Source organism: Mycobacterium sp. pV006 (assembly GCF_041287115.1).
In the GTDB taxonomy this organism is placed as follows: domain Bacteria; phylum Actinomycetota; class Actinomycetes; order Mycobacteriales; family Mycobacteriaceae; genus Mycobacterium.
In genome coordinates, this window is sequence record NZ_JBGGKT010000001.1 from 86066 (window position 1) to 109319 (window position 23254).

The 23254-nt window shown below is 69.1% G+C and carries 23 protein-coding genes and 1 pseudogene; 9 read left to right on the forward strand and 15 right to left on the reverse strand.

All coding sequences use genetic code 11. The features are described from left to right. Window positions 1-243: 243 nt before the first annotated feature. Window positions 244-648 carry a DUF3040 domain-containing protein gene (locus tag ACAG25_RS00405; RefSeq protein WP_370486323.1) on the reverse strand — a complete coding sequence of 135 codons (405 nt, stop codon included), beginning with the start codon at window positions 646-648 and terminating at the stop codon, window positions 244-246. A gap of 215 nt (window positions 649-863) precedes the next feature. On the opposite strand from ACAG25_RS00405, the gene ACAG25_RS00410 reads away from it, so the two are divergent. The 4 genes from ACAG25_RS00410 to ACAG25_RS00425 all read left to right on the forward strand — a co-directional run bounded on the left by ACAG25_RS00410 (window position 864) and on the right by ACAG25_RS00425 (window position 4893). Beyond that, entirely contained in the window at window positions 864-1457 is a 594-nt protein-coding gene (locus ACAG25_RS00410) for a GNAT family N-acetyltransferase (RefSeq protein ID WP_370486324.1), read from the forward strand. 50 nt (window positions 1458-1507) lie between these two features. Beyond that, window positions 1508-2203, forward strand: a complete 696-nt coding sequence (locus ACAG25_RS00415; protein ID WP_370486325.1) for a DUF3153 domain-containing protein — start codon at window positions 1508-1510, stop codon at window positions 2201-2203. Between the two features lie 84 nt (window positions 2204-2287). Next, window positions 2288-3367 (forward strand): bifunctional (2E,6E)-farnesyl/geranyl diphosphate synthase, encoded by a 1080-nt coding sequence (idsA2, locus tag ACAG25_RS00420; RefSeq protein ID WP_370486326.1) that lies wholly within the window; start codon window positions 2288-2290, stop codon window positions 3365-3367. 2 nt (window positions 3368-3369) lie between these two features. Continuing rightward, window positions 3370-4893: an alpha-(1->6)-mannopyranosyltransferase A gene (locus tag ACAG25_RS00425; protein WP_370486327.1), complete on the forward strand. Its 1524-nt coding sequence runs from the start codon at window positions 3370-3372 to the stop codon at window positions 4891-4893. On the opposite strand, the gene ACAG25_RS00430 is transcribed toward ACAG25_RS00425, so the two are convergent. Next, window positions 4887-5291: an Rv2175c family DNA-binding protein gene (locus ACAG25_RS00430; protein WP_370486328.1), complete on the reverse strand. Its 405-nt coding sequence runs from the start codon at window positions 5289-5291 to the stop codon at window positions 4887-4889. The two genes, ACAG25_RS00425 and ACAG25_RS00430, sit on opposite strands and share 7 nt — an antisense overlap. Window positions 5292-5374: 83 nt before the next feature. On the opposite strand from ACAG25_RS00430, the gene ACAG25_RS00435 reads away from it, so the two are divergent. Further along, window positions 5375-6586 carry a protein kinase gene (locus tag ACAG25_RS00435; protein WP_370486329.1) on the forward strand — a complete coding sequence of 404 codons (1212 nt, stop codon included), beginning with the start codon at window positions 5375-5377 and terminating at the stop codon, window positions 6584-6586. A gap of 77 nt (window positions 6587-6663) precedes the next feature. On the opposite strand, the gene ACAG25_RS00440 is transcribed toward ACAG25_RS00435, so the two are convergent. From ACAG25_RS00440 to ACAG25_RS00450, 3 genes are read right to left on the reverse strand one after another with little or no spacing between them, the layout of a single operon-like run. Beyond that, window positions 6664-8058 carry a class II 3-deoxy-7-phosphoheptulonate synthase gene (locus ACAG25_RS00440; protein WP_370486330.1) on the reverse strand — a complete coding sequence of 465 codons (1395 nt, stop codon included), beginning with the start codon at window positions 8056-8058 and terminating at the stop codon, window positions 6664-6666. A 20-nt stretch (window positions 8059-8078) separates the two neighbouring features. After that, window positions 8079-8579, reverse strand: coding sequence for a polyadenylate-specific 3'-exoribonuclease AS (locus ACAG25_RS00445; RefSeq protein ID WP_370486331.1), 501 nt, complete (start codon window positions 8577-8579; stop codon window positions 8079-8081). Window positions 8580-8581: 2 nt separating this feature from the next. Beyond that, window positions 8582-9436, reverse strand: a complete 855-nt coding sequence (locus ACAG25_RS00450) for a hypothetical protein (RefSeq protein ID WP_370486824.1) — start codon at window positions 9434-9436, stop codon at window positions 8582-8584. Window positions 9437-9556: 120 nt separating this feature from the next. Here ACAG25_RS00450 and ACAG25_RS00455 point away from each other — a divergent pair, with 120 nt between their 5' ends. After that, window positions 9557-10834, forward strand: coding sequence for a glycosyltransferase family 87 protein (locus tag ACAG25_RS00455; protein ID WP_370486332.1), 1278 nt, complete (start codon window positions 9557-9559; stop codon window positions 10832-10834). A gap of 12 nt (window positions 10835-10846) precedes the next feature. Here ACAG25_RS00455 and ACAG25_RS00460 read toward each other — a convergent pair whose 3' ends face one another. From ACAG25_RS00460 to ACAG25_RS00480, 5 genes are all read right to left on the reverse strand, one after another. After that, window positions 10847-11572 (reverse strand): lysophospholipid acyltransferase family protein, encoded by a 726-nt coding sequence (locus tag ACAG25_RS00460; RefSeq protein ID WP_370486333.1) that lies wholly within the window; start codon window positions 11570-11572, stop codon window positions 10847-10849. A 121-nt stretch (window positions 11573-11693) separates the two neighbouring features. Further along, window positions 11694-12089 (reverse strand): hypothetical protein, encoded by a 396-nt coding sequence (locus ACAG25_RS00465; RefSeq protein ID WP_370486334.1) that lies wholly within the window; start codon window positions 12087-12089, stop codon window positions 11694-11696. Beyond that, on the reverse strand, window positions 12086-13312 hold the full coding sequence (locus tag ACAG25_RS00470) for an ArsA family ATPase (RefSeq protein WP_370486335.1): 1227 nt from the start codon (window positions 13310-13312) through the stop codon (window positions 12086-12088). Before ACAG25_RS00470 ends, ACAG25_RS00465 begins: the two co-directional genes overlap by 4 nt. A gap of 46 nt (window positions 13313-13358) precedes the next feature. Then, the gene (locus ACAG25_RS00475; RefSeq protein WP_370486336.1) at window positions 13359-13796 is read right to left on the reverse strand and encodes an SRPBCC family protein; all 438 of its coding nucleotides are present in this window, start codon (window positions 13794-13796) and stop codon (window positions 13359-13361) included. 78 nt (window positions 13797-13874) lie between these two features. Next, a complete protein-coding gene (locus ACAG25_RS00480) occupies window positions 13875-14264 on the reverse strand; it encodes a polyketide cyclase / dehydrase and lipid transport (protein WP_370486337.1) in 390 nt (129 codons plus the stop codon). 106 nt (window positions 14265-14370) lie between these two features. Between ACAG25_RS00480 and ACAG25_RS00485 the strand changes: the two genes are divergently transcribed. Next, window positions 14371-16173 carry a long-chain fatty acid--CoA ligase gene (locus tag ACAG25_RS00485; protein WP_370486338.1) on the forward strand — a complete coding sequence of 601 codons (1803 nt, stop codon included), beginning with the start codon at window positions 14371-14373 and terminating at the stop codon, window positions 16171-16173. Here the strand turns inward: ACAG25_RS00485 and ACAG25_RS00490 are convergent, their stop codons facing one another. The 4 genes from ACAG25_RS00490 to ACAG25_RS00505 form a co-directional block, all read right to left on the reverse strand. Continuing rightward, complete coding sequence (locus tag ACAG25_RS00490) at window positions 16174-17310, reverse strand: glycosyltransferase family 4 protein (RefSeq protein WP_370486339.1); 1137 nt, start codon at window positions 17308-17310, stop codon at window positions 16174-16176. Next, the gene (locus tag ACAG25_RS00495; RefSeq protein ID WP_370486340.1) at window positions 17307-18134 is read right to left on the reverse strand and encodes a peptidase; all 828 of its coding nucleotides are present in this window, start codon (window positions 18132-18134) and stop codon (window positions 17307-17309) included. Before ACAG25_RS00495 ends, ACAG25_RS00490 begins: the two co-directional genes overlap by 4 nt. After that, the gene (ripC, locus tag ACAG25_RS00500; protein WP_370486341.1) at window positions 18103-19242 is read right to left on the reverse strand and encodes a peptidoglycan hydrolase RipC; all 1140 of its coding nucleotides are present in this window, start codon (window positions 19240-19242) and stop codon (window positions 18103-18105) included. The genes ACAG25_RS00495 and ripC overlap by 32 nt, the downstream gene beginning before the upstream one ends. 153 nt (window positions 19243-19395) lie before the next feature. Continuing rightward, window positions 19396-19614 (reverse strand): hypothetical protein, encoded by a 219-nt coding sequence (locus ACAG25_RS00505; RefSeq protein ID WP_370486825.1) that lies wholly within the window; start codon window positions 19612-19614, stop codon window positions 19396-19398. Window positions 19615-19736: 122 nt separating this feature from the next. On the opposite strand from ACAG25_RS00505, the pseudogene ACAG25_RS00510 reads away from it, so the two are divergent. Beyond that, window positions 19737-21515, forward strand: a pseudogene (locus tag ACAG25_RS00510) (DEDD exonuclease domain-containing protein); the annotation flags it as partial. Here the strand turns inward: ACAG25_RS00510 and trpD are convergent. Beyond that, window positions 21453-22547: an anthranilate phosphoribosyltransferase gene (gene trpD / locus ACAG25_RS00515; RefSeq protein WP_370486342.1), complete on the reverse strand. Its 1095-nt coding sequence runs from the start codon at window positions 22545-22547 to the stop codon at window positions 21453-21455. The pseudogene ACAG25_RS00510 and the gene trpD overlap by 63 nt on opposite strands. Before the next feature lie 68 nt (window positions 22548-22615). On the opposite strand from trpD, the gene ACAG25_RS00520 reads away from it, so the two are divergent. Continuing rightward, window positions 22616-23227, forward strand: coding sequence for a heme-copper oxidase subunit III (locus tag ACAG25_RS00520; RefSeq protein ID WP_370486343.1), 612 nt, complete (start codon window positions 22616-22618; stop codon window positions 23225-23227). The last annotated feature ends 27 nt before the right edge of the window (window positions 23228-23254 follow it).

A 23254-nucleotide genomic window follows, 5' to 3' on the forward strand; every position in this document is an offset into this window, starting at 1 on the left:
TCCGCCACTTTACCCCACAATCCCCCACTTTGCCCCGAATCCTTCCGCGCGTTTCCACCACCGGCCCACTTTCCCGAGGACGACCGGGCAGCCGCCGCTACACCGCCGCGCACGAAGAGGTGGAACGTCAGAGATATGCGCAGGTCAGCGCGACTTCCGGGGTGATCGACCACAAGGTGGGGCGTGGTGGGGCAAAAAAAGAGAGGCAGCCCTGTCGGGCTGCCTCTACTGGCGGATCGACCGTTACTCGTCGAAACGGCGACGGAACCGGTCTTCCATGCGGCTGGTGAACGAGCCGCCGGCACCTTTCGCACGCTTCTGACGCGCGGCGGTCAGGTCGTCGGGCACGCGGTCGGCGCCGCCGGGCACCCGCGGGCCGGTGATCGCGAACACGACGCCACCGAACATCACGATGAAACCGAGCACCGACAGGATCGGGAAGCCACCGATCATGGTCGCCGTGACCGCCACACCCGAGATCAACATCGCGAGCCCGAGGACGAACAACGCGGCGCCCTGAAGCCGGCGCCGGGTCGAAGGAGCACGCAAGGTTCCACCGCGGACGCTGGACGCGAACTTGGGGTCCTCGGCATAGAGCGCGCTCTCGATCTGATCGAGCATGCGCTGCTCATGATCGGAGAGTGGCATTCGTCCCTCCCTCTTGCCGTGGGGGTGTGGCAGTTGTCGAAACACCGGATGCCCGCGGCTACGGGCACTTAACACTAATGATACGAGGTCGATCTGCCCGGTACCACCTAGTTCACCCCCTGATTCTATGACGGTCGCCGCACCCGCGGAGCCCTCGCGCGCGAGAAGCCGATAATGGGGGGCGACCACCGCACACCGCCGGAAGGGCCGAGAACTTGGCGACGCATCTGATCGAGCTGTCGCCGGGCGACATGCAGCGCCGACTCGGCGACGCTCTGACGATCTACGTCGACGCCATGCGCTATCCGCGCGGCACCGAGGAGCAACGCGCCTCGATGTGGCTGGAACACACCCGCCGGAAAGGCTGGAAGGCGGTCGCGGCGATCGAGACCGCCGATGACGGGCCGCCCGCGCCGCCGGACCCGGCGACCGCCCGGATGCTCGGCGTGGCCTACGGGTACTGCGGCGCCCCGGACCAGTGGTGGCAGCAGCAGGTCAACGCCGGTCTGCGCCGCAGCGGCGCCGACGAGGCCCGCGTGACCGATCTGATGAGCAGCTACTTCGAGCTGACCGAACTGCACATCCATCCCGCCTTCCAGGGCCGCGGCCTCGGTGAGGGCCTGATCCGCCGGCTGCTCGCCGACCGCGACGAACGCCACGTGCTGCTGTCCACCCCCGAGGTCAACGGCGAGGCCAACCGCGCCTGGCGGCTGTACCGCCGGCTCGGCTTCACCGACGTCATCCGCGGCTACCATTTCGCCGGCGATCCGCGGGCCTTCGCCATCCTGGGGCGGACACTGCCGCTGTAGAGGAACTCCCACACCTCCGCGTCCGGCGCCTCATCTGGCACGATGACCGGGTGCCGATCCGTCACCGGACCTCCAAGCGCCTCCTGACATTGCTCCTCGCGCTGTTGCTGGTGGCCCCGACCCTGGTCGGCTGCGTCCGGGTCCGGGCCTCGATCACGGTGTCCCCCGACGACCGGGTCTCCGGGCAGATCGTCGCGGCCGCCAAACCCCGCGACGACAACGACAAGGGACCGCAACTCCTCAACAACCTGCCGTTCGCGCAGAAGGTCGCGGTGTCGGCCTACAACCGCGACGACTACGTCGGGTCCCAGGCGGTGTTCTCCGATCTCACCTTCGCCGAACTCCCTCAGCTGGCCGCGATGAGCCGCGACGCGGCCGGAGTCGACATCACGCTGCGCCGCGCCGGCGACCTGGTGATCCTGGAAGGCCGCGTCGACCTCACCACGCTCAGCGATCCGGAGGCCGACGTGTCGCTGTCGGTCGCGTTCCCCGGCGAGGTCACCTCCACCAACGGCGACCAGATCTCCTCCGAGGTGGTCGAGTGGACCCTGCGCCCGGGCATCGTCACCACCATGAACGCCCAGGCGAAGTACACCGATCCGAGTGCCCGGTCGTTCATCGGCGCCGCGGTGTGGCTCGGTGTGGCGTCGTTCCTGGTCGCCGGAGTCATCGGCGCGCTGGCCTACGCCAACCGGGACAGGTCCCCCAGACCCGGCGACCCGCAGGACGCGGCGTCGCAGCCCTGATTTGCTCTCCCGGTCGGCTCAGCATCTACTCTGAGTGCACTTGCCGGGGCGGTTTGACGACACAGAAAGGGGCGCCCGCTGAGCGTGGATGCTGCGGCACCATCGGCCGTCGAGTTGGCCGCGGCCGTCACCGAGGAACTGCGCGGGTACCTGCGTGAGCGCCGCCGCGACGCGGCCTACATCGGGACCGACTACGCGGTTCTGACCGAGGCCCTCGAGGAGTTCGTGCTCCGAGGTGGCAAACGGCTGCGTCCCGCGTTCGCGTACTGGGGATACCGCGCGGTCGCCGAGGCCGAGCCGACTCCCGCGGTACTGCGGTTGTTCTCGGCGCTGGAGTTGCTCCACGCCTGCGCTCTGGTGCACGACGACCTGATCGATGCGTCGGCGACCCGTCGGGGCCTGCCCACCGTGCATCGGATCTTCGCGGCGCGCCACCGCGACCACAACTGGCACGGTTCGGCCGAGCAGTTCGGGCTGTCGGCCGCGATCCTGCTCGGCGACCTGTCGCTGGTGTGGGCCGACGACATCGTCGCGACCGCGCTCGCGGGCACCGACGCCCACGCGCGCGTGCAGCGGGTGTGGGCGGCCATCCGGACCGAGGTGCTCGGCGGCCAGTATCTCGACATCATCGCCGAGGCCCGCGGCACCGAGACCGTCGCGTCGGCGATGACCGTGAACATCTACAAGACGGCCTCCTACACCATCACCCGGCCGCTGCAGTTGGGTGCGGCCGCCGCGGCCGACCGCCCGGAGATCCTCGAGGCCTTCCACGAGCTCGGCACCAGCCTGGGCGTGGCGTTCCAACTGCGCGACGACGTGCTGGGCGTCTTCGGCGACCCCGAGGTCACCGGCAAACCGTCCGGTGACGACCTGCGCTCCGGTAAACGCACCGTGTTGCTCGCCGAAGCCGTCGAGCTGGCCGAGAAGAACGACTCCGCCGCCGCGCAGCTGCTGCGGACCTCGATCGGCACTCCGCTCACCGAACCCCAGGTGGTCGAGGTACGCGCCGCGATCGAGTCCGTCGGTGCGCTGTCCGCGGTCGAACACCGGATCGAGCGGTTGACCCGCAAGAGCATCGACATCCTCGACGCCGCGCCGATCGACGCCAGAGCCCGCGTCGGTCTGACCGAACTCGCCAGATTGGCCGCCAACCGGTCGGCATAGGCATGACAACTCCAGCGCCTGCACAGGCACCGAGACAAGGCCTCTCCGAACGGGTTTCCGGCCAGTGCCGCCGCCTCGCCACCTTCGCGCGCTCGCCGTCGGGCCGACCCGCCCTGCTCGGCGCGCTGGGCGCCGCGCTGATCACTGCCGGCGGTGTCGGTGCCGGCAGCACCCGGTTGCACGATCCGCTGCTGGAGTCGATGCACCTGTCCTGGTTGCGGTTCGGGCACGGCCTGGTGCTGTCGTCGTTGATGTTGTGGATCGGTGTCGCCCTGATGCTGGTCGCATGGCTCTGGCTGGGCCGGCGCGTCATCGCGCGCAGCGTCGACGAGTACACGATGGTGGCCACCACCGGTTTCTGGTTGGTCCCGCTGTTGCTCAGCGTGCCGGTGTTCAGCCGTGACACCTACAGCTATCTGGCGCAGGGCGCGCTGCTGCGTGACGGGTTCGACCCCTACGTCGTCGGCCCGGTCGACAACCCGAACGCGCTGCTCGACGACGTCAGCCCGATCTGGACCACCACCACAGCGCCCTACGGACCCGCGTTCATCCTCGTGGCGCGGTTCGTCACGATGGTCGTCGGCGACGATGTCGTCGCCGGCACCATGCTGCTGCGGCTGTGCATGCTGCCCGGCCTGGTACTCCTGATCTGGGCGGCGCCGCGCATCGCGCGCCACGTCGGGGCCGACGGTGCGGTCGCGTTGTGGATCTGCGTGCTCAACCCCCTGGTGATCATCCACCTGATGGGTGGAGTCCACAACGAGATGCTGATGGTCGGCCTGATGGCGGCCGGTATCGCGCTGACCTTCCACGGCCGTTACGCCGCGGGTGCCGCGTTGATCGCGCTGGCGGTCGCGGTCAAAGCCACTGCCGGCCTGGCGCTTCCGTTCATGGTGTGGGTGTGGGCCCGTGGCCTGCGGGAGCGGCGCGGTTATTCGGCGGTGCGCGCGTTCGCGACCGCCACCGCAGCGGCACTGCTGATCTTCGTCGCGGTGTTCGCCGTGACCTCACTGGTGGCAGGGGTCGGCCTGGGATGGCTGACCGCGCTGGCCGGTTCGGTGAAGATCATCAACTGGCTGACCGTCCCGACGGCGATCGCGAACCTGATCAACGCCGTGGTCGGGCTGGTGATCCCGGTGAACTTCTATGCCGTGCTCGAGGTCAACCGCATCATCGGGATCGCGATCATCGCGCTGGCGGCGCCGCTGCTGTGGTGGCGCTACCGACACACCGATCGCGACGCGCTGATGGGCACCGCGCTGCTGATGGTGGTCGTCGTGCTGTTCGTTCCCGCGGCGCTGCCCTGGTACTACACATGGCCGCTGGCCGTGATGGCCGCGTTGGCCCAGTCCCGCGCGGCCATCGCACTGATCGCCGGATTCTCGACGTGGATCATGGTGATCTGGCGGCCCGACGGAGCGCACGGCATGTACTCGTGGACCCACGTCCTGCTCGCGACGGCTTGTGCGGTGGCGGCGTGGTACTGGCTGGCCGTCGATAGGTCGCGACGGTCGAACCGTCAGTAGGCCAGAGCCTGGGCCCGGCGGACCACTTCGCGCGCCTGATGCGAGTGCAGTGCGTCGACCGGGCGCGCGTTGACCACCGGCTCGGTGGAACCGTCGCGGCGGATCGTCAGCGACGCATCCGGGGTGAAAAGCCACCGCATGATCTCGGTCTCGCGGTATCCGCCGTCGCGTAACACCACCAGCAGGCCGGTCAACGTCTTGACGAGATGTCCGCTGTCGTCGAAGAAGATCTGCGGTACCACGACGTCCTTACCGCGGCGCACCGCCACCAGATGACCTTCACGCAGCTGCTGGTGCACCTTCGACAGCGGGATGCCCAGCATTCGGGCGACCTCGGGAAGGTGGTAGACGGCCTCGTCGGGCTCGAGCACGTCGTCGGCAGTCGGGATGCTGCTCATCGCCCGAGTCTAGAACCCCGCGGAAGGTCCGCGCTGCCCAGATACCCGCGCGCTCAGCGGGTCGCGCGTCCCCTGCTCGTACCATGTGTCCGGTGGAGACCTACCAGTCCGCCGACACCCTGACCGGGTCCGTGCTGGACGGTCGGTACCGGATCGACGGGTTGATCGCCACAGGCGGGATGTCGGGCGTCTACCGCGGCCTGGACCTTCGGCTCGAACGGCCGGTGGCGCTGAAGATCATGGACTCCCGATACTCCGGCGACGACCACTTCCTCACCCGGTTCCAACGTGAGGCCCGTGCGGTCGCCCGGCTCAAACACCCCGGCCTGGTGGCAGTGTACGACCAGGGCGTCGACGGCCGTCACCCCTTCCTGGTCATGGAACTCGTCGAGGGCGGGACCCTGCGCGAGTTGCTGAACGAACGGGGTCCGATGCCGCCGCATGCGGTCGCCGCCGTGCTGCGCCCGCTGCTCGGCGGTCTGGCGGAGGCGCACCGCGCAGGGCTCGTACACCGCGACATCAAGCCGGAGAACGTGTTGATCAGCGACGACGGCGAGGTCAAACTCGCCGACTTCGGTCTGGTCCGCGCCGTCGCCGAAGCCAAGATCACCTCGACCAGTGTGATTCTCGGCACCGCGGCCTACCTCGCTCCCGAACAGGTCGCGACCGGCGAGACCGATGCCCGCGGCGACGTGTACGCCGTCGGGGTGCTCGTGTTCGAGTTGCTGACGGGACGCACACCGTTCACCGGCGACACCGCCTTGACGGTGGCCTACCAGCGCCTCGAGCACGACGTCGCGCCGCCGAGCACCGTCATCACCGGCGTGCCAAGACAATTCGACGACCTGGTGGCCTGCGCGACGTCCCGCGACCCGGACCACCGGTTCGCCGACGCCGCCGACATGGGCGAGCAACTCGAGATCGTCGCTCGCGAGCTCGCGCTGCCGGCATTCCGGGTGCCGGCGCCGCGCAACTCCGCGCTGCACCGCTCCCACACCACCGTCTCCGACGCCGGCACCGCAGAGGTCGCGGTACCCAACTCCGGCAAGGCGCCGCCGAGTGGACAGACCCGGGTGTTCGACCGCGACGAACTACCGGCGGACGGTTATCCCGACGAGGCTGAATACCAGCCGCTGACAGGGCAATTCGCCGGTATCGAACTCTCGGAGTTCTACTGGGCCCGACAGCGCGCGCGGCGTGTGCTGCTGTTCTGGGTGATCGCAGTGATCACGCTGGCCGGTCTGGCCGCGGCCGGCGCCTGGACCCTGGGCACGAACCTGCCCAACCTGCTCTAACCGCGGAGCATCTCCGCCCCTGCCTAACCGCGGAGCATCTCCGCCCCTGCCTAACCGCGGAGCATCTCCGCCCCTGCCTAACCGCGGAGCATCTCCGCGACCAAGAACGCCAACTCCAACGACTGCTGCGTGTTCAACCTCGGATCGCACGCCGTCTCGTAGCGGCCGGCCAGGTCGGTGTCGGAGATGTCTTGCGCCCCACCGAGACACTCGGTGACGTTCTCGCCGGTGATCTCGACGTGGATGCCGCCCGGGTGCGTGCCCAGCGCGTGGTGCACCTCGAAGAAGCCCTGCACCTCGTCGACGATGCGGTCGAAGTGTCGGGTCTTGTACCCGGTCGAGGACTCATGGGTGTTGCCGTGCATCGGGTCGCACTGCCAGATCACCTGGTGGCCGGAGGCCTGCACCTTCTCGATGATGGGCGGCAACACTTCTCGCACCTTGTGGTTGCCCATCCGGCTGACCAGCGTCAGACGCCCCGGCACATTGTGCGGGTCGAGCCGCTCGACGTACTCCACCGCCAACTCCGGCGACGTGGTGGGCCCGATCTTCACCCCGATGGGATTGGCGATCACCTCGGCGAACGCGATGTGCGCACCGTCGAGTTGGCGGGTGCGCTCCCCGATCCACAGATAGTGCGCCGACAGGTCGTACAGCTGCGGGTTGGGTCGATCCCCCTCGCCGTTGTCCAACCGCAGCATCGCGCGCTCGTAGTCGAGCACCAGCGCCTCGTGGCTGGCGTAGATGTCGGCGGTGTCGAGGTTGTGGTCGGCCACCCCGCAGGCGCTCATGAAGTGCAGCGCCCGGTCGATCTCGCCGGCGAGCGCCTCATAGCGGGCCCCGGCCGGCGAGGTACGCACGAACTCGCGGTTCCAGTCGTGCACCTGGTGCAGCGAGGCCATCCCCGACGACGTCAGCGCCCGGACCAGGTTCATCGCGGCGCTGGCGTTGGCGTAGGCGCGCACCAGCCGCGACGGGTCGTGCTCCCGCACCGCCGCGTCGGGGGCGAACCCGTTGACCATGTCGCCGCGATAGGACTTCAGGCCCAGCGCGTCGACGTCACTGGAGCGCGGCTTGGCGTACTGGCCGGCGATCCGGGCCACCTTGACCACCGGCATGCTCGCGCCGTAGGTCAGGACCACCGCCATCTGCAGCAGCGTGCGGATGTTGGCGCGGATGTGGGGTTCGGTGTTGTCGACGAACGTCTCGGCGCAATCGCCGCCCTGCAGCAGAAACGCCTCGCCGCGCGCGACCGCAGCCAGCTGCGCCTTCAGTCGCTCGATCTCCGAGGGCACCGTCACCGGCGGCACGCTCTCCAGTACGGTCCGCATGGCCGCGGCCTGACCGGCATCCCAGCTCGGCTGCTGGACGGCGGGCTTGGCCAACGCAGCATCCAGCCGTTGGCGCAGATCCTCGGGCAGCGGCGGAAGCGCAGGCAGCTGATCGATGGGTACGTCGACGGTCCAGTTCACCCGTCAATGGTAACCGCGGTTCAAAACTGCACGTCGGGGCTGCCGTGGCCGGTGATCAACCGGTAGCGGTCCAGGTTGTCCTTGGCGTCGACCAGCGCGTCGTGGGCGTCGCGCGGTCGGGGCGGCATCCGGGGTGAGCCGCGCTCCTCCCACAACTGCCGCAACTCGCGGGTGAACCGCGGGATCGCCGGGGGCAGCTCGGTCATCGGGCCCCACAGCTGACACAGCACCACATGGTCGTAGGCACCCACCCACGCCCACAGCTCGATCGGCTCGTCGCCGTCGATGCCGAAGAAGTCCTCGAGGTCGGTCCGGATCTGACGACGCGACCGCCACACCTTCGACGCCGGCGACGGCAGTTTCGGCAACACGTGCTTGCGCACCCAACTACCGGCCCGGTCCGGGTCGAACTCCGTTGAGACGGCGTAATACTCGCGACCGTCCTCGGCTGCGACACCGATGGAGATCAACTCGATGGTGCGACCGTCGTCGATGAACTCCGCGTCGTAGAAGTAGCGCAACGCTATCGGGCTTCCTGTCTGACCGGGACGTCGGCGCCCGGGGCGGGGGCCGCGCGGATCTCCCGGTCGAGTTGTTCGTCGACCAGTGCGTCGTCGGGAAACTTCGGCATCCCGGCGATCGCATCCTGCAGCCATAGTTTGGCCTGAACCACCGGGCGGCGCTGATGGCGCTCCCGTTCCAACGCGCGATGCATCTTGCGGGGCCGTCTGGTGTAACGCCAGCGCGCCCACGGCGCATGCGGTCGCGACAGGCGGATCGCCCCGACCAACAGCAGCGGAGTGATGAACATCCCGACCAGGCCGGTCCACACCTTGCCCTTGAGCAGTACCACCACCGCCAACGCCAAGGTCAGCACAGCACCGACCACCACAGCGGTGCGCGCCTCCCAGGAATGGTCCTCCTGCCAGATGCCCACATCGAAGAACGACATCGGGTTGAACCCCATCACGAGCAGACCGGCGACCGCGACCGCCACGAACACCGCGTCCACCGACGTGCGGCCGTCCTCGGCCCAGTACACATCGGACAGATGCAGGATCAGGGCGAACTCGTCGAGCACCAGCGCCGCACCGACACCGAAAAAGATTGAAGCGACCGTGAACTCGGGTACACCCCCGTCGACCGCCAGCGTCACCATCGCCACCCCGGAGACCATGACCAAGATCACGCCGATGACGACGTGGTGGATGTGCAGCCCCGAGCCCCCCGAGATGTTGCGCGGCTGCCACCATTTGCGGGGCGCGTCGCTGTCGGCGTGCCTGCGGATGTACCGCACGATCGTGCGGGTGACGAAGAACGTCACGATGAAGGCCACCAGACAGCACACCAGCGGAAGGCGCGAATACGGAATGCCCATCGGCAGGTGCGAAGCGGCGGTCAGCGAGGGATCCACGCGCAGAACTTACGCCGACCAGCGCGTGTCGGGGCCGGGATACCGGTCGGCGCGCCGCTACCCCCGGATAGTCTGGTGCCCGAGATGAGTACGTTGCGGTCGCCCGGCGTGGCGGGGTGGGGACCTAAGCTCGCCTGGCGGTTGTTCCAACTGGCGACAATCGCTGCGCTGGCCTGGGCCGGCTGGCGACTTCTGGGCCGCGTGCCCTACCGCATCGACATCGACGTCTACCGGATGGGCGGCCAGGCCTGGCTCGACGGCCGCGACCTCTACGCCGACGGGGCGATCTTCCACACCCGGGGCGGCATCGACCTGCCGTTCACCTACCCGCCACTGGCGGCTGTGCTGTTCTCGCCGTTCGCGATGCTCTCGCTGGAAGCCGCGAGCGTGGCGATCACCGGGACCACGTTGGTGCTGCTGCTGGTCTCCGTGATGATCCTGCTGACCCGACTCGAGGTGTGGCCCACCACTACGGTCACCGGCGAGCCCACCTGGTTGCGTCGGCTCTGGCTGTCGGCCGCGTTGGTGGCGCCGGCCGTGCTGTTCTGCGAACCGATCCGCGCGAACTTCGATTTCGGACAGATCAACGTGGTCCTGATGACCCTGGTGATCGCCGACTGTGTGCCGCGGCGCACCCCGTGGCCGCGCGGCATGCTGCTGGGGCTGGCCATCGCGTTGAAGCTCACCCCAGCGGTCTTCCTGCTCTACTTCCTGCTCCGGCGCGACACCCGCGCGCTGCTGGTCACCGCGATCTCGACGGTGGTCGCGACGCTGGCGGGGTTCGCATTGGCGTGGCGGGACTCCTGGGAGTATTGGACCGAAACGGTGCGCAACACCGACCGCATCGGCACCGCCACGTTGAACACCAACCAGAACATCGCCGGCATGCTGGCCCGGCTCGGCCTGGCCGAGGGACCGCGCTTCGTCCTGTGGGTACTGGCCTGCTTCGCGGTCCTGGCGCTGGCGGTGTGGGCGGCCCGGCGGGCGCTCCGCGCCGACCAGCCCGTATTGGCGCTGATCTGCGTGGCGATGTTCGGCCTGGTGGTCTCGCCGGTCTCGTGGTCGCACCACTGGGTGTGGTCGCTGCCGGCAGTCCTGGTCACCGCGGTACTCGCGCTGCGGCTGCGCCATGTCGCGCTCGGCGTCGTTTCGGCGGTAGGGCTGGCGCTGATGCTCTGGTCGCCGATCACTCTGCTGCCCGAGCATCGCGAGACGACGGCCGCGCTGTGGCGACAGTTGGTGGGCGCCTCGTATCTGTGGTGGGCACTGGCCGTGATCGCGGTGGCCGCCACGGTGACTGTCCGGTCAGCCACGCCGCCCACGGAGTCGACGAACGAGACGCCGGTGTCCGCCCGACGTTGACCGGGATCGCCTCTAGCCGGCGGCGGACTCAGGAAGCCGGGTCGGCGGCTTGGTTGCCGCCTGTGCTTTTCCCTCTTTGATGTCCGCCGCGTAGAGGTCGACGTACTCCTGACCGGACAACCGCATCAGCTCGTACATCACCTCGTCGATCACGGCCCGCTCGATGAAGCGGTTGCCGGCCAGCCCCTCGAAGCGACTGAAGTCCATCGGCGCGCCGAACTTGACGGTGACCTGACCGAACCGCCACATCTTCGTGCCGGGTGGGTTGACGACATCGGTGCCGATCATCGCGACCGGGATCACCGGGACCTGCGTTTCCAGCGCGAGCCGGGCCAGGCCCGTCTTGCCCTTGTAGAGCCGCCCGTCCGGCGACCGGGTGCCCTCGGGATACATGCCGAGCAACTTTCCCTCACCGAGGATGCGTTGAGCGGTGGTCAGCGCGGCCTGCGCACTGTCGGCGTCGGTGCGGTCGATCGGGACCTGGCCGGCAACCGTGTAGAACCAGCGGGTGAACCAGCCTTTGATGCCGGTGCCGGTGAAGTACTCCGACTTCGCCAGGAACGTGATGCGCCGACTCACCACCAGCGGTAGGTAGAAACTGTCGGCGACCGCGAGGTGGTTACTGGCCAGGATGACCGCGCCGGACTGCGGAACATGTTCCAGCCCTTCGACTTTCGGTCGTCCGAGCAGGGTCAGCAGAGGGCCCATGAAGACGAACTTGAACAGCCAGTACCACATGGACCCTCCAGATCACCTGACCTCATGACGCGGACTTCGATGCCCGACCGCGGCGCCGACGCTGCGACCACGATGCTTGGGCCAACTTTACTCACGGTGTGTGCCTGCGACCACACCGCAGTCATTCTTCGATGGTCACCGGGATGTGCTGATAGCGGCCCGGGGCAGGATCCGGGGCACCGTCGCCGTCCGGCGGGGTCGGCGGCGGCGGTGACGGATCGTCGGCGCCGTCGGGCGTGTCCACGAGCGCTTTGACCAGGGCCAACAAAGCCACACTGTGCTCGGCGACGACATTGAGCAGTGGGTGCTGCTCACCGGAGACCAGCGCCGCCAGGGCGCACACCGGGCACCACACCTGCTGGCACCGGCCGGGACTGTCCTGTCCGGCCTGCATCCGAGCGGCAGCCAGCCGGATCGCGGGGTCCAACCGTTCGAGGATCGACTGCGCGAGCTGCCGCAGCTCCGGTGGGATCTCTGCGTGGCGCGCGCCACCGGGGTCGGAGTGAGTGCCATTCACGCCGGCCACACCTCCGGGTTGGGTCGAAAACGCACGGTCAGTTCGCTGCCTCGGAGGGCCGCGTCGACGACGATGCAGCGCCGCAGCACCGATGCCAGTCGAACCCGGCGCCGCATCCCGCCGACGCCGATGATCAGGTCGTCACCGACCCTACCCAACGTCAGCGCCGCCGAGTCCACCTGAGGCAACTGCACACGCATCCGGTAGACGGCCTCCAGCCCGCTGCCGGACTCCCGGTCGACGACCGGGCGCAGCGGTCCGGGCGGCGGGGAACCGTCGCGGCGGCGGGCCGCGTCGAGCAGCTCCCCCAGCGCCTTGGTTCCGATGGGCTCGCCGGCCAGATGCGGCACCATCACCAGGCTCACGTCGCCGATGACCCGGTCGAGGTCGTCGAGTACCGCCTGCTGCTCGGCGATGCGCTCGGAGTACCAGTCGAAGGCCGGATGCGCCGGCAGGTTGGTGTACTCGAACGAATCGTCCTGCACGAGAATTTGATTCACGATCAACTCGGCCACCGACACACCCATCAGCGCCAGCGACCCCAGGGTGCGCACCGCTTCGGCGGCGACCACGCGCTCGGCCGTCATCACCAGGTGCGCGCCGACCCGCGACGCATCGGCGAGCAGTGCGCCGAGCGATTCGGCCCCGGCCGCGATGCGTTCGAGCAGCCCCACCACGGCGGCGGTGCGCGGATCGTCGGCGCTGGAAAGTCGACGGTGGCGCGGCCAGGCCCGTTCGAGATACAGGGCGAACGTGGCCGGCAACGTCAGCATCCGCATGGCGTCGGCGGTCGACGCACAGTCGACGACCACCAGATCCCAGTCGCCGGAGTCGGCGAGCTGACCCACCGCGTGCAGCCCGAGTACCTCCTGCACCCCGGGCAGAGCCGAAAGTTCCTCGGGGGCAAGGTCATCGAGGTCGGAGTCGGGAAACCTCCGCGACAGGACATCGGCGTTGTCGCACCATTGCCGTGCCAACAGGGCCAGGGTGTCCAGCGCCAGCGCATCCAGTCGGCCACCGCCGGCGTCGGCCGTGTCGAGATCGGCGAGCACGCGGGTGGGCACCTGCTCTCCGGTGGGCGTGATCGGGGTGCCCAGCACGTCGCCGATCGAATGTGCCTGGTCGGTGGAGACCAGCAACACCCGCATCCCGGTCCCTGCCGCGCGCACCGCTGTCGCGGTGGCCAACGTCGATTTACCCACCCCGCCTTTGCCGACGAACAAACTGATCCGGGCTGCTCCCCCGTCCGGCGCGGCGGTGTCCTCGCGCTCAGTCAGCCTCGACTCGTTTCTTCAGGTCTTTCAGGGCCGTATCGGTCAGTCGGCGCTCGGCTTTGCGTTTCAGCAGCCCGATCATCGGGATGACCAGATCGACCGACAACTCGTAGGTGACCTCGGTGCCCGAACCTTTCGCGGTGAGCCGGTAGGCACCGTCGAGCGCCTTGAGCAGGGTGCTCGAGACCAGCGACCAGGTGACCGACCGGCGATCCCGCGGCCATTCGTAGGCCAGCACCATCGTGTCCTTGAGCACCGCCGCGTCGAGGACCAGGCGGGCCACCTTCGGGTAGCCCTCCTCGTCGGCTTCGAGGACCTCGGTCTCCTTGTATTCGGCCACCCAGTCCGGGTAGGAGCCGATGTCGGCGATGACATCCATCACCGTCGCAGGGTCGGCATCGATGTAGATCGTCTGCGCCGTCTTGTCCGCCACTTCAGCTGTCCCCGGTCCGTCCGCTCGGTCTGGCCGCTTGCCAGAAATTTACTCTTCCGTTGCCGCAAGGGCGCCCGGTCAGGCCAATCGCGAGACACCCACGGGGCGGTCGGCCTCCAGCGTCCGCTTGATCTCGAAGGCCATGTCCTTGCCGGCCACCCGGCGCCGGTGGTTCAGCTTCGCCAGGTTCATCTTGGCGAGCTGCCACGCCGCGACACCCGACGGTTCCGCGTGCAGGAAATAGTGCAGGATCACGCCGTCGAGCACCTTCTCCAGCCACACCTCCATGGTGCCGGTCAGCGCGCCCGTCACCTTCCAACGGTGCCCGAGTTCGCCACGATCCTCGACCACCTCGAGACGCAGGTCGGGCCACCAGCGCCGCCAGGAGGCCCGGTCGGCCACCGCTGCACCCACCGCCACGGGGTCGGCCGCGACGAACGTCTCGTCGGCGATCTGGATGCTGTTCATGGCTGACTAGCTTCACACATCCCCCAGACCCCCGGCGTGGCAGCCGACTAGGGTGGACATCACACCATCGTTTGTCGATCCGGCTGAGAACACGAGGGGCCCTCACGTGAGCGAGTTCAGCATTCCCGCTTCCTTCACCGTCGATGAGCACGACAACGTCGCAAACTCGGTGTACGACAACGAGCGCACCGATCCCGACCACGTGATCTTCCAGCGTCTCGTGGACGGCACCTGGTGCGACGTCACCTGCCGCGAGGCCGCCGCGCAGATCCGCGGGGTCGCCCAGGGGCTGATCGCCTCGGGCGTGGAGCCCGGTGACCGGGTCGCGCTTCTGTCCGCGACCCGCTACGAGTGGCCGATCATCGACTTCGCCATCCTGTCGGTGGGCGCGGTGACGGTGCCGATCTATGAGACCAGCTCCGCCGAACAGGTGAAGTTCGTGCTCTCGGACTCCGGCGCGGTGGCCGCGTTCGGCGAGACGGAGGCGCACACCAGCCGCATCGAGGCGCAACGCGACCAATTGCCGCAGCTGCGCGACGTCTACACCATTGATGGCCCGGGCACCTCGGCCATCGACCAGCTCATCGCAGCCGGCCGTGACGTGGACCCGCAGGCCGTCCCTGACCGTCTGGCCGCCATCCGGTCGGCCGACCCGGCGACGTTGATCTACACCTCGGGTACCACCGGGCGCCCCAAGGGTTGTCAGCTGACCCATTCGAACCTGCTCTACGAGATCCGCGGGTCCAAGGAGTGCTTCCCCGACCACCTCGCCAAGGGCGAGAAGCTGCTGGTGTTCCTGCCGCTGGCCCACGTGTTGGCCCGGGCGCTGACCATCGGTGCCTTCGCCAACGGCGTGACGCTCGGGTTCACCAGTGACATCAAGAATCTGGTGCCGATGTTCGCGGTGTTCAAGCCGACGTTGGTGGTGTCGGTGCCTCGGGTGTTCGAGAAGGTCTACAACACCGCCGAACTCAACGCCGAGTCCGGCGGCAAGGGCAAGATCTTCGCCGCGGCCGTGGACACCGCGATCGAATGGAGCAAGGCGCAGGACACCGGCGGACCGGGCCTGCTGCTGCGTCTCAAGCATGCGCTGTTCGACAGGTTGGTCTACGGCAAACTGCGCGGCGCGCTCGGCGGCAACTGCCACGCCGCGATCTCCGGGGGCGCGCCGCTGGGTGCGCGGCTGGGGCACTTCTACCGGGGTGTGGGCCTGGCCATCTACGAGGGCTACGGTCTGACCGAGACCAGTGCGGCGATCACCGTCAACCGGGTCGGCGACCTGCGCGTCGGATCGGTCGGAAAACTGTTGCCCGGCAACAGCATGCGGCTGGGTGAGGACGGCGAGCTGCTGGTCAAGGGCGGCGTCGTGTTCGGCGGCTACTGGAACAACGAGGCCGAGACCGAGGCGGTGTTCACCGACGGCTGGTTCCACACCGGCGACCTCGGGTCGATCGACGACGACGGCTTCCTGACCATCGTGGGGCGCAAGAAGGAGATCATCGTCACCGCCGGCGGCAAGAACGTCGCCCCGGCCGTGCTCGAGGACCAGCTGCGGGCCCATCCGTTGATCAGCCAGGCGATGTGCGTCGGCGACGCGCAGCCGTTCATCGCGGCGCTGATCACCATCGACCCGGAGGCGTTCCCCGGCTGGAAGGAACGCAACGGCAAGGACAGCGCCGCGACCGTCGGCGACCTGGCCAAGGACCCCGATCTGATCGCCGAGATCGATTTGGCGGTCAAGGAAGCCAACCAGGCGGTGTCGAAGGCCGAACAGATCCGCAAGTTCACGATCCTGCCGGTCGACTTCACCGAGGACACGGGAGAACTGACCCCGACGATGAAGGTCAAACGCAAGGTCGTCGCCGAGAAGTTCGCCGCCGACATCGACGCGCTCTACGCCAAGAACTAGCTAGAGCAGCCGGGCCAGCCGCTGCGCCTGGCGGTGCCACTGCCAGTTGTCGAGCACCCACTGGCGTCCTGCCGCCCCCATCGCGGCGGCGCGGCGCGGCTCGGCGAGCAGGTCGCCGACGGCCGCGGCGATCGCCCCGACGTCCCATCCGTCGACGACGGTGCCGGTCTTACCGTCGAGCACCGTCTCGGGGGCGCCGCCGGAACGCCCGGCCACCACGGGCACACCGCTCGACGAAGCCTCCAGGTACACGATGCCCAGACCCTCGACGTCCAATCCACCCCCGCGGGTACGGCACGGCATGGCGAAGACGTCGGCCATCGCGTGGTGGGCGGGCAATTCGTCGGCGGGCACCCCGTCGGTGAACACCACGTGCTCGGCCACCCCGAAGGCGTGCGCCAGGCGGCGCAGCGATGTCCGGTTCGGGCCGCCGCCGACGATGACCAGCGCGGCGTCGGGAACCCGTTGGCGCACCGCCGGGAACGCCCGGATGAGCATGTCCTGACCCTTGCGCGGCACCAGTCGCGACACGCACACCACCACGGGACGCTGACCGAGCCGGTAGCGGGCCCGCAGCCGGGCCCGGGCGACCTCGTCGGGCGCGAACCGCTCGGCGTCCACTCCGGGCGGGACATGTTCCAGCGCCGCCTGCGGACCGAACGCCGATGCGAACCGGCGGCGCGTGTAGGAGCTGATGTAGGTCACCGCGTCGGTGTCGGTACCGATCCGGCGCAGTGCATTACGCGCGAGCGGAAGCATCGACCAGCCGACCTCGTGGCCGTGGGTGCTGGCGATCACCCGGCGTGCGCCGGCCGCACGCGCCAGCGGAGACAGCAGTGCCAGCGGGGCGGCCGCTCCGAACCACACCGTGTCGATGTCGCGGCTGCGGATCAGTTGCCGCATCCGCAGTGCGACCGCGGGTTCGGGCAGCATCAACGTGGTGGGATGACGGACCACCTCGTAGCCGTCGGCCCGCGCGGCCGCGTCGTATTCCTGCGCGCCCTTCCACTTCGGGGCGTACACCGTCATGGTGTGCTGACCCGATTCGACGAGCTGGCCCACCAGCGCTTCCAGGTAGTTCTGGATGCCGCCCGGTCGGGGCGGAAAATCGTTGGTGACCAACAGGACCCGGCTCATGACGGGCCTGCCGTCAACGTCGCCAGGTCCACACCGAGGACGTCGCGGACCGCAGTCGGGACGTCCAGTCGGTCGGGTCCGCACGCTGCGACGTACAACTCGCGCAGCGCCTCGGGGCCGAACGTGGCGGCGACGAACGACGCGAACTGCCAGGCCTGGTCGTAGGCGGCCGACCGCTGCGGGCCCGGTGTGCTCAACTGCGCGTCGGTGGGCAGCGCGGCGGGCCGGGTCGGCGGGGTCAGCGGCGGCCGGGCCACGTAGTCGGCGACCCCCTCCGTGAGCCAGACCGGTGCGTCGGCGGCGGTGTCGGGGCGAGCCGCGTAGTGGAACAGCTCGTGGCGCAGCACGATTCGCAGGTCTTCGACGCTCATGCGTCCGGCGGCCGGGGAGAACATGATCCGGTCGGCGGTGGTGGTCGCGGCGATGTCGGGTCCGCCGCCCCCCAGCGCCGCGAACTGCTCGGCCGAGCCTGCGACGACGACCTCCACGTCGGGGCGCCACCGGGGTCCCCAGAACGCCGACACCGCGTCCGCAGCCGCGGGCAGTTCGGCGGCAACGCGTTGCAGGAGCACCGCCCCGTCGGGAGCACCGAGATCCATGAGGCGCGCCTCGCGACCGTCGGGCAGCGGCACCGACGTGACGGCGGGAGCGGCCGAAGCGGTGGCCACGCTCGGGGTTGCGATCATCGGGCCGCTGGGCGCGCTGCCCGGCCCCGCCACGAGGAGCGCCGCGCAGATGAATTCGGCTCCGAGGACGGCGCCGAGACGGCGCCGGTCGGCCGCGCGACGACGATCAGTAACGGCGGACGTTGTAGATCGGCGCATTGTCCACCGGCGCGACGCGCACCGGCGTGCCGTAGGTGGATGCGTGCACCATCATGCCGTCACCGATGTAGATGCCGACGTGCGACGCATCGGAGTAGTAGGTCACCAGGTCCCCGGGCTGCATCTGATCCCTCGAGACGGGCTGCCCGCCGCGGGCCAGGGCCTGGCTCGAGTGCGGCAGCGAGACGCCGGCCTGCTGGAACGACCACATCACCAGCCCGGAGCAGTCGAAGGCGCTGGGCCCGGAGCCACCCCACGAGTACGGGGAGCCGATCCGGCTGAGCGCGGCCTGGATCACGGTGTTGGCCACCGGGGTCCCCGGCGCGGCCACATCACCCGGCGGGATCGCACCCGGCGCCGGCGGGGCGGGCGGCGCGGCCAGCACCGCGGGATCCTGACCCGGCGGGGGCGGCGGCGCACCCGGGGCGGGCGGTGGCGGCGGCATCGCGGCCAGCGCTTCGCGCTGCGGCTGGGTCAGCGAGTCGTACTGCGCTTTGACCACGGCGATCTGGGTCTGCAGCTGGCTCTGCTTGGCCTGCAGGTCGGCACGCACCGCCGCGGCCTGCTCGGCGGCGGTCTTGGCTTCGGCGGCCGAGGCGGCCGAGGCCTTCTCGGCGAGTTCGGCCTGCTGACCGAGGTCGATGAAGCGGTTCATCTGGGCCGACATCTCGGCGGCCATCACCCGCTGGACCGACATCTGGTCGATCAGTCCCTGCGGCGACGACGCGGTCAGCATGGCCTCGAAGCCGGACGTGCTTCCACCCATGTACTGCGCGGCAGCCAAGCGGTCGACCTTGCCCTGGTAGTCGGTGAGCTGCGCGCGTGCCGACTCGACGTTGGCGATGTCCTGGGCGTGCTTGGCCTCGGCGGCGCGCTGGATGTCGAGCTTGTTGTCGAGGTCCAGCTGGGCCGAGTGCATCGCCTCGGTGGTCTGCTCGGCCTGGCGGGACAGCTGCTGCAGCTTGGCCAGCGCGTCGTCGGCGGGGTCGGCGTATCCCGGACCAGCCAGACCGGTCAGCATCGCGCCGACGAGGGCGACGCTGGCCATCACACTGATGAGGATTCGTCGAGAACGACTGGTATTCCGGTGCGCGCGGTCGAACGTCAAGATTTCGTGTCCTTCAACTGCCGTAAACGAGCCGCCTCGAGCTGCGATCAGGTCTCGAACAGGTTACGAAACGGCATCGGCCTTGTCCAACGAGAGACGCAAATTTAACAGTGCCGCGCGTAAGACGCTGAGCCTCAACGATAGCGCGTGTCGTCACGCCACCCCCGCTCCGCCCTGGCGGTGGATGGGCACCAACCGCAGCCGCGGCGCCAAGCCCACTTCGGCGAGCACCTCCAGCGCGCGTTGCTCGTCGACGTGCAGCGTCTCGGGCACCCCCAGCAGCACACTGACCACGCAGTCCTGGCAGCCGGGGCCGCGCACCGCGCAGTCGTCACAGTCGATGGTCAACGTCTGGTCGTCGTCCTGGGTCATTGCGTCCGTCCTCTCGATCGGCATCGAGCGCACGGTATCGACACCGACCGACAACTCTGCTGCGCCGCGCAACGCCGTGTGGATACCGGTGGTTGTCACCGCGACCGCTTACGTTTCTGCCCATGGATCAGTTGAGCTTCGCCGACGTCGATCCATCCGCCGACCCGTCCCTGCGGGAGACGACGTTCGTCGTCGTCGACCTGGAGACCACCGGTGGGCGCGCCTCCGGGGACGTTCACGACGAGATCACCGAGATCGGCGCGGTCAAGGTGCGAGGCGGCGAGGTCCTCGGCGAGTTCGCCACCCTGGTCGACCCCGGGCGGACGATTCCGCCGCAGATCGTCGCGCTCACCGGCATCACCACGGCCATGGTCTACGACGCGCCGCGCATCGAAGCCGTGCTCCCGGCGTTCCTGGAGTTCTGCCGCGGAGCGATCCTGGTCGCCCACAACGCGGGTTTCGACATCGGTTTCCTGCGGGCGGCCGCCGAACGTCACCAGCTGCCGTGGCCCAAGCCGCAGGTGCTGTGCACGGTGCGACTGGCCCGCCGCGTGCTCACCCGCGACGAGGCCCCCAGCGTGCGACTGTCCGCGCTGGCCCAGCTGTTCGGCGCGTCCACCCGGCCCACCCACCGGGCGCTCGACGACGCCCGCGCGACCGTCGACGTGTTGCACGGCCTGATCGAACGGGTGGGCAACCAGGGTGTGCACACCTATGCCGAGCTCCGGTCCTACCTGCCGGACGTCACTCCGGCTCAGCGCGCCAAGCGACATCTCGCTCGCGGGCTGCCGCGCAGCCCCGGTGTCTACCTGTTCCGGGGACCCTCACGCGAGGTCCTCTATGTCGGCACCGCGGTCGACCTGCGGCGCCGGGTGACGCAGTACTTCAACGGATCCGACCCTCGCGCCAGGATGAAGGAGATGGCCTCCCTGGCCACAGCGGTCGATCACGTCGAGTGTGCCCATGACCTCGAGGCCGGGGTTCGCGAGCTGCGTCTGCTGGCCGCGCACGCGCCGCCCTACAACCGGCGCTCGAAGTTCCCCCACCGGTGGTGGTGGCTGACGTTGACCGACGAACCGTTCCCCCGGTTCTCGGCGGTACGCACCCCCCGCACCGATGTCGCGATCGGCCCGTTCCGCACGCGCTCCGACGCCCTCGACGCCGCAGACCTGACCGCCCGGTTCACCCGCGTGCGCACCTGCACCACCCGGTTGGGCCGTTCGGCCCGGCACGGTCCCCGGTGCCCGGAGCACGAGGTCGCGCCCTGTCCGGCGCCACACGACGTGGACTCCGACGCCTACCGGTGCGCTGTCGACGCCGCGCTGGCGCTCATCGCGGGCCACGACAATCGACCGTTGCACGCGATCCTGTCCCACATCGACGACCTCGCGCGCCGGCACCGCTACGAAACCGCCGCCCGCCTGCGCGACCGCGCCGCGGCCGCCATCGACGTGCTCTGGCGAGGCCAGCGGCTGCGGTCGTTGACCGCGCTGCCCGAACTCATCGCCGCATGCCCCGATGGTCATCGAGGCTGGCATCTGGCGGTGATCCGGCACGGGCGGCTCGCCGCCGCCGGCTGCGCGCCCCGCGGGGTGCCGCCGATGCCGGTGGTCGATGTGCTGTGCGCGTCCGCGGAGACCGTGCTGCCCGAGGCCGGGCCGCTCGGCGGTGCGCTCATCGAGGAGACCGCGCTGATCACCCGCTGGTTGAGCAGGCCGGGAGTGCGCATCGTGCGCGCCGACGAGGGCTACCGCTCGCCGATCGGAGCGGCCGGTGCTTGGGCGCAGTGGGCGGCCACCGCACGGTCGGCACGACTCGCCGCCGAACAGGCCGTCCGGTCAGACCTGCTGACTGAACCGCACCCAACGCGCGAGCAACTGCTCGGCGGCCCCGGAGTCGATCGCGTCCTTGGCGCGCGCCAGGCCGGACTCCCAGGCCGGGACCCACTGGGCGTCGCTGGATAGCCCGGCATGGGCCACCATCGCCCCGGCGGCGTTGAGCAACACCGCATCCCGCACCGGGCCCTTGGCGCCGCCGAGCACCGCACGCGCCTCGGCGGCATTGGACTCCGCGTCGCCGCCGACCAGCTCGGAGATCTCGGCGCGCGCGAACCCGAACGCCGCCGGGTCGAAGGTCAGCCGTTCCACGGTGCCGGCCTGGACACGCCAGATCGTGCTGGTGGTCGTCGTCGTCAACTCGTCGAGACCGTCGTCACCGTGCACCACCAGCGCGCTGGACCCACGGGCGGCGAACACCCCGGCCATCACCTCGGAGAGGTCGGCCCAGGCGCAGCCGATCAGACCGGCGCGCGGGGTGGCCGGATTGGTCAGCGGACCCAGCAGGTTGAACACCGTCGGCACCCCGATCTCCCGGCGGGCCGCGCCGGCATGCCGGTAGGACGGATGGAACTGCGGGGCGAACGCGAACCCGATGCCGACCTCGGCGACGCTGCGGGCCACCTCGTCGGGTCCGAGGTCGATGCGCAGTCCCAGCGCCTCGAGGGTGTCGGCGCCGCCCGACAGCGACGACGCGGCACGGTTGCCGTGCTTGACCACCGGTACGCCGGCCGCGGCGACCACGATCGCGGCCATGGTCGACAGGTTCACGGTGTTCGCGCCGTCCCCGCCGGTGCCGACGATGTCCACGGTGGCGGTGCCGATCGTGTCGGTGGGCACCCGCACCGCGTGCTTGAGCATCGTGTCGGCCATCTCGGTGACTTCCGCCGAGGTGGGTCGCTTCATCTTCATCGACACGCCGAACGCCGCGATCTGAGCCGGGGTCGCGGTGCCCGTCATGATCTGGTCCATCGCCCACGCGGTCTGCCCTGGTAACAACGTCTGACTCGTGGTCAACCGGCCCAGGACCACCGGCCAGGTCGGCTCGTTTCCAGCTGTTCGGGAGGCGGCGCCGAGCTGGGGTTCGGGAGAAGTCACCGACTGATTATGACGAATTGCGACACCCGGGTGGAGTTCGACAACTACAAAGCGTCATACTTGCACCTGTGACGAGCGCTGTAGGGACTTCGGGAACTGCCATCACGTCGCGTGTACATTCGCTGAACCGGCCGAACATGGTCAGTGTCGGCACGATCGTCTGGCTTTCCAGCGAACTGATGTTCTTTGCTGGACTGTTCGCGATGTACTTCACCGCGCGTGCTCAATCCGGTGGCGAATGGCCACCGCCGCCAACCGAGCTGAACCTCGCCCTGGCGGTACCGGTGACGCTGGTGCTGATCGCGTCGTCGTTCACCTGCCAGATGGGCGTGTTCGCCGCCGAGCGCGGCGACGTGTTCGGGCTGCGACGCTGGTACGCGCTGACCCTGGCGATGGGCACGTTCTTCGTGCTGGGCCAGGGCTACGAGTATCTGCATCTGGTCGAACACGGCACCACGATCTCGGGCAGCGCCTACGGCACCGTGTTCTACCTGGCCACCGGCTTCCACGGCCTGCACGTCATCGGCGGTCTGGTGGCGTTCGTCCTGCTGCTCTTCCGCACCCGGATGAGCAAGTTCACGCCGGCCCAGGCCACCGCGGCCATCGTGGTGTCGTACTACTGGCACTTCGTCGACATCGTGTGGATCGCGTTGTTCGCCGTCATCTACTTCGTTCGTTAGTCGGCTCGTCCGATGCGTCCGATGATC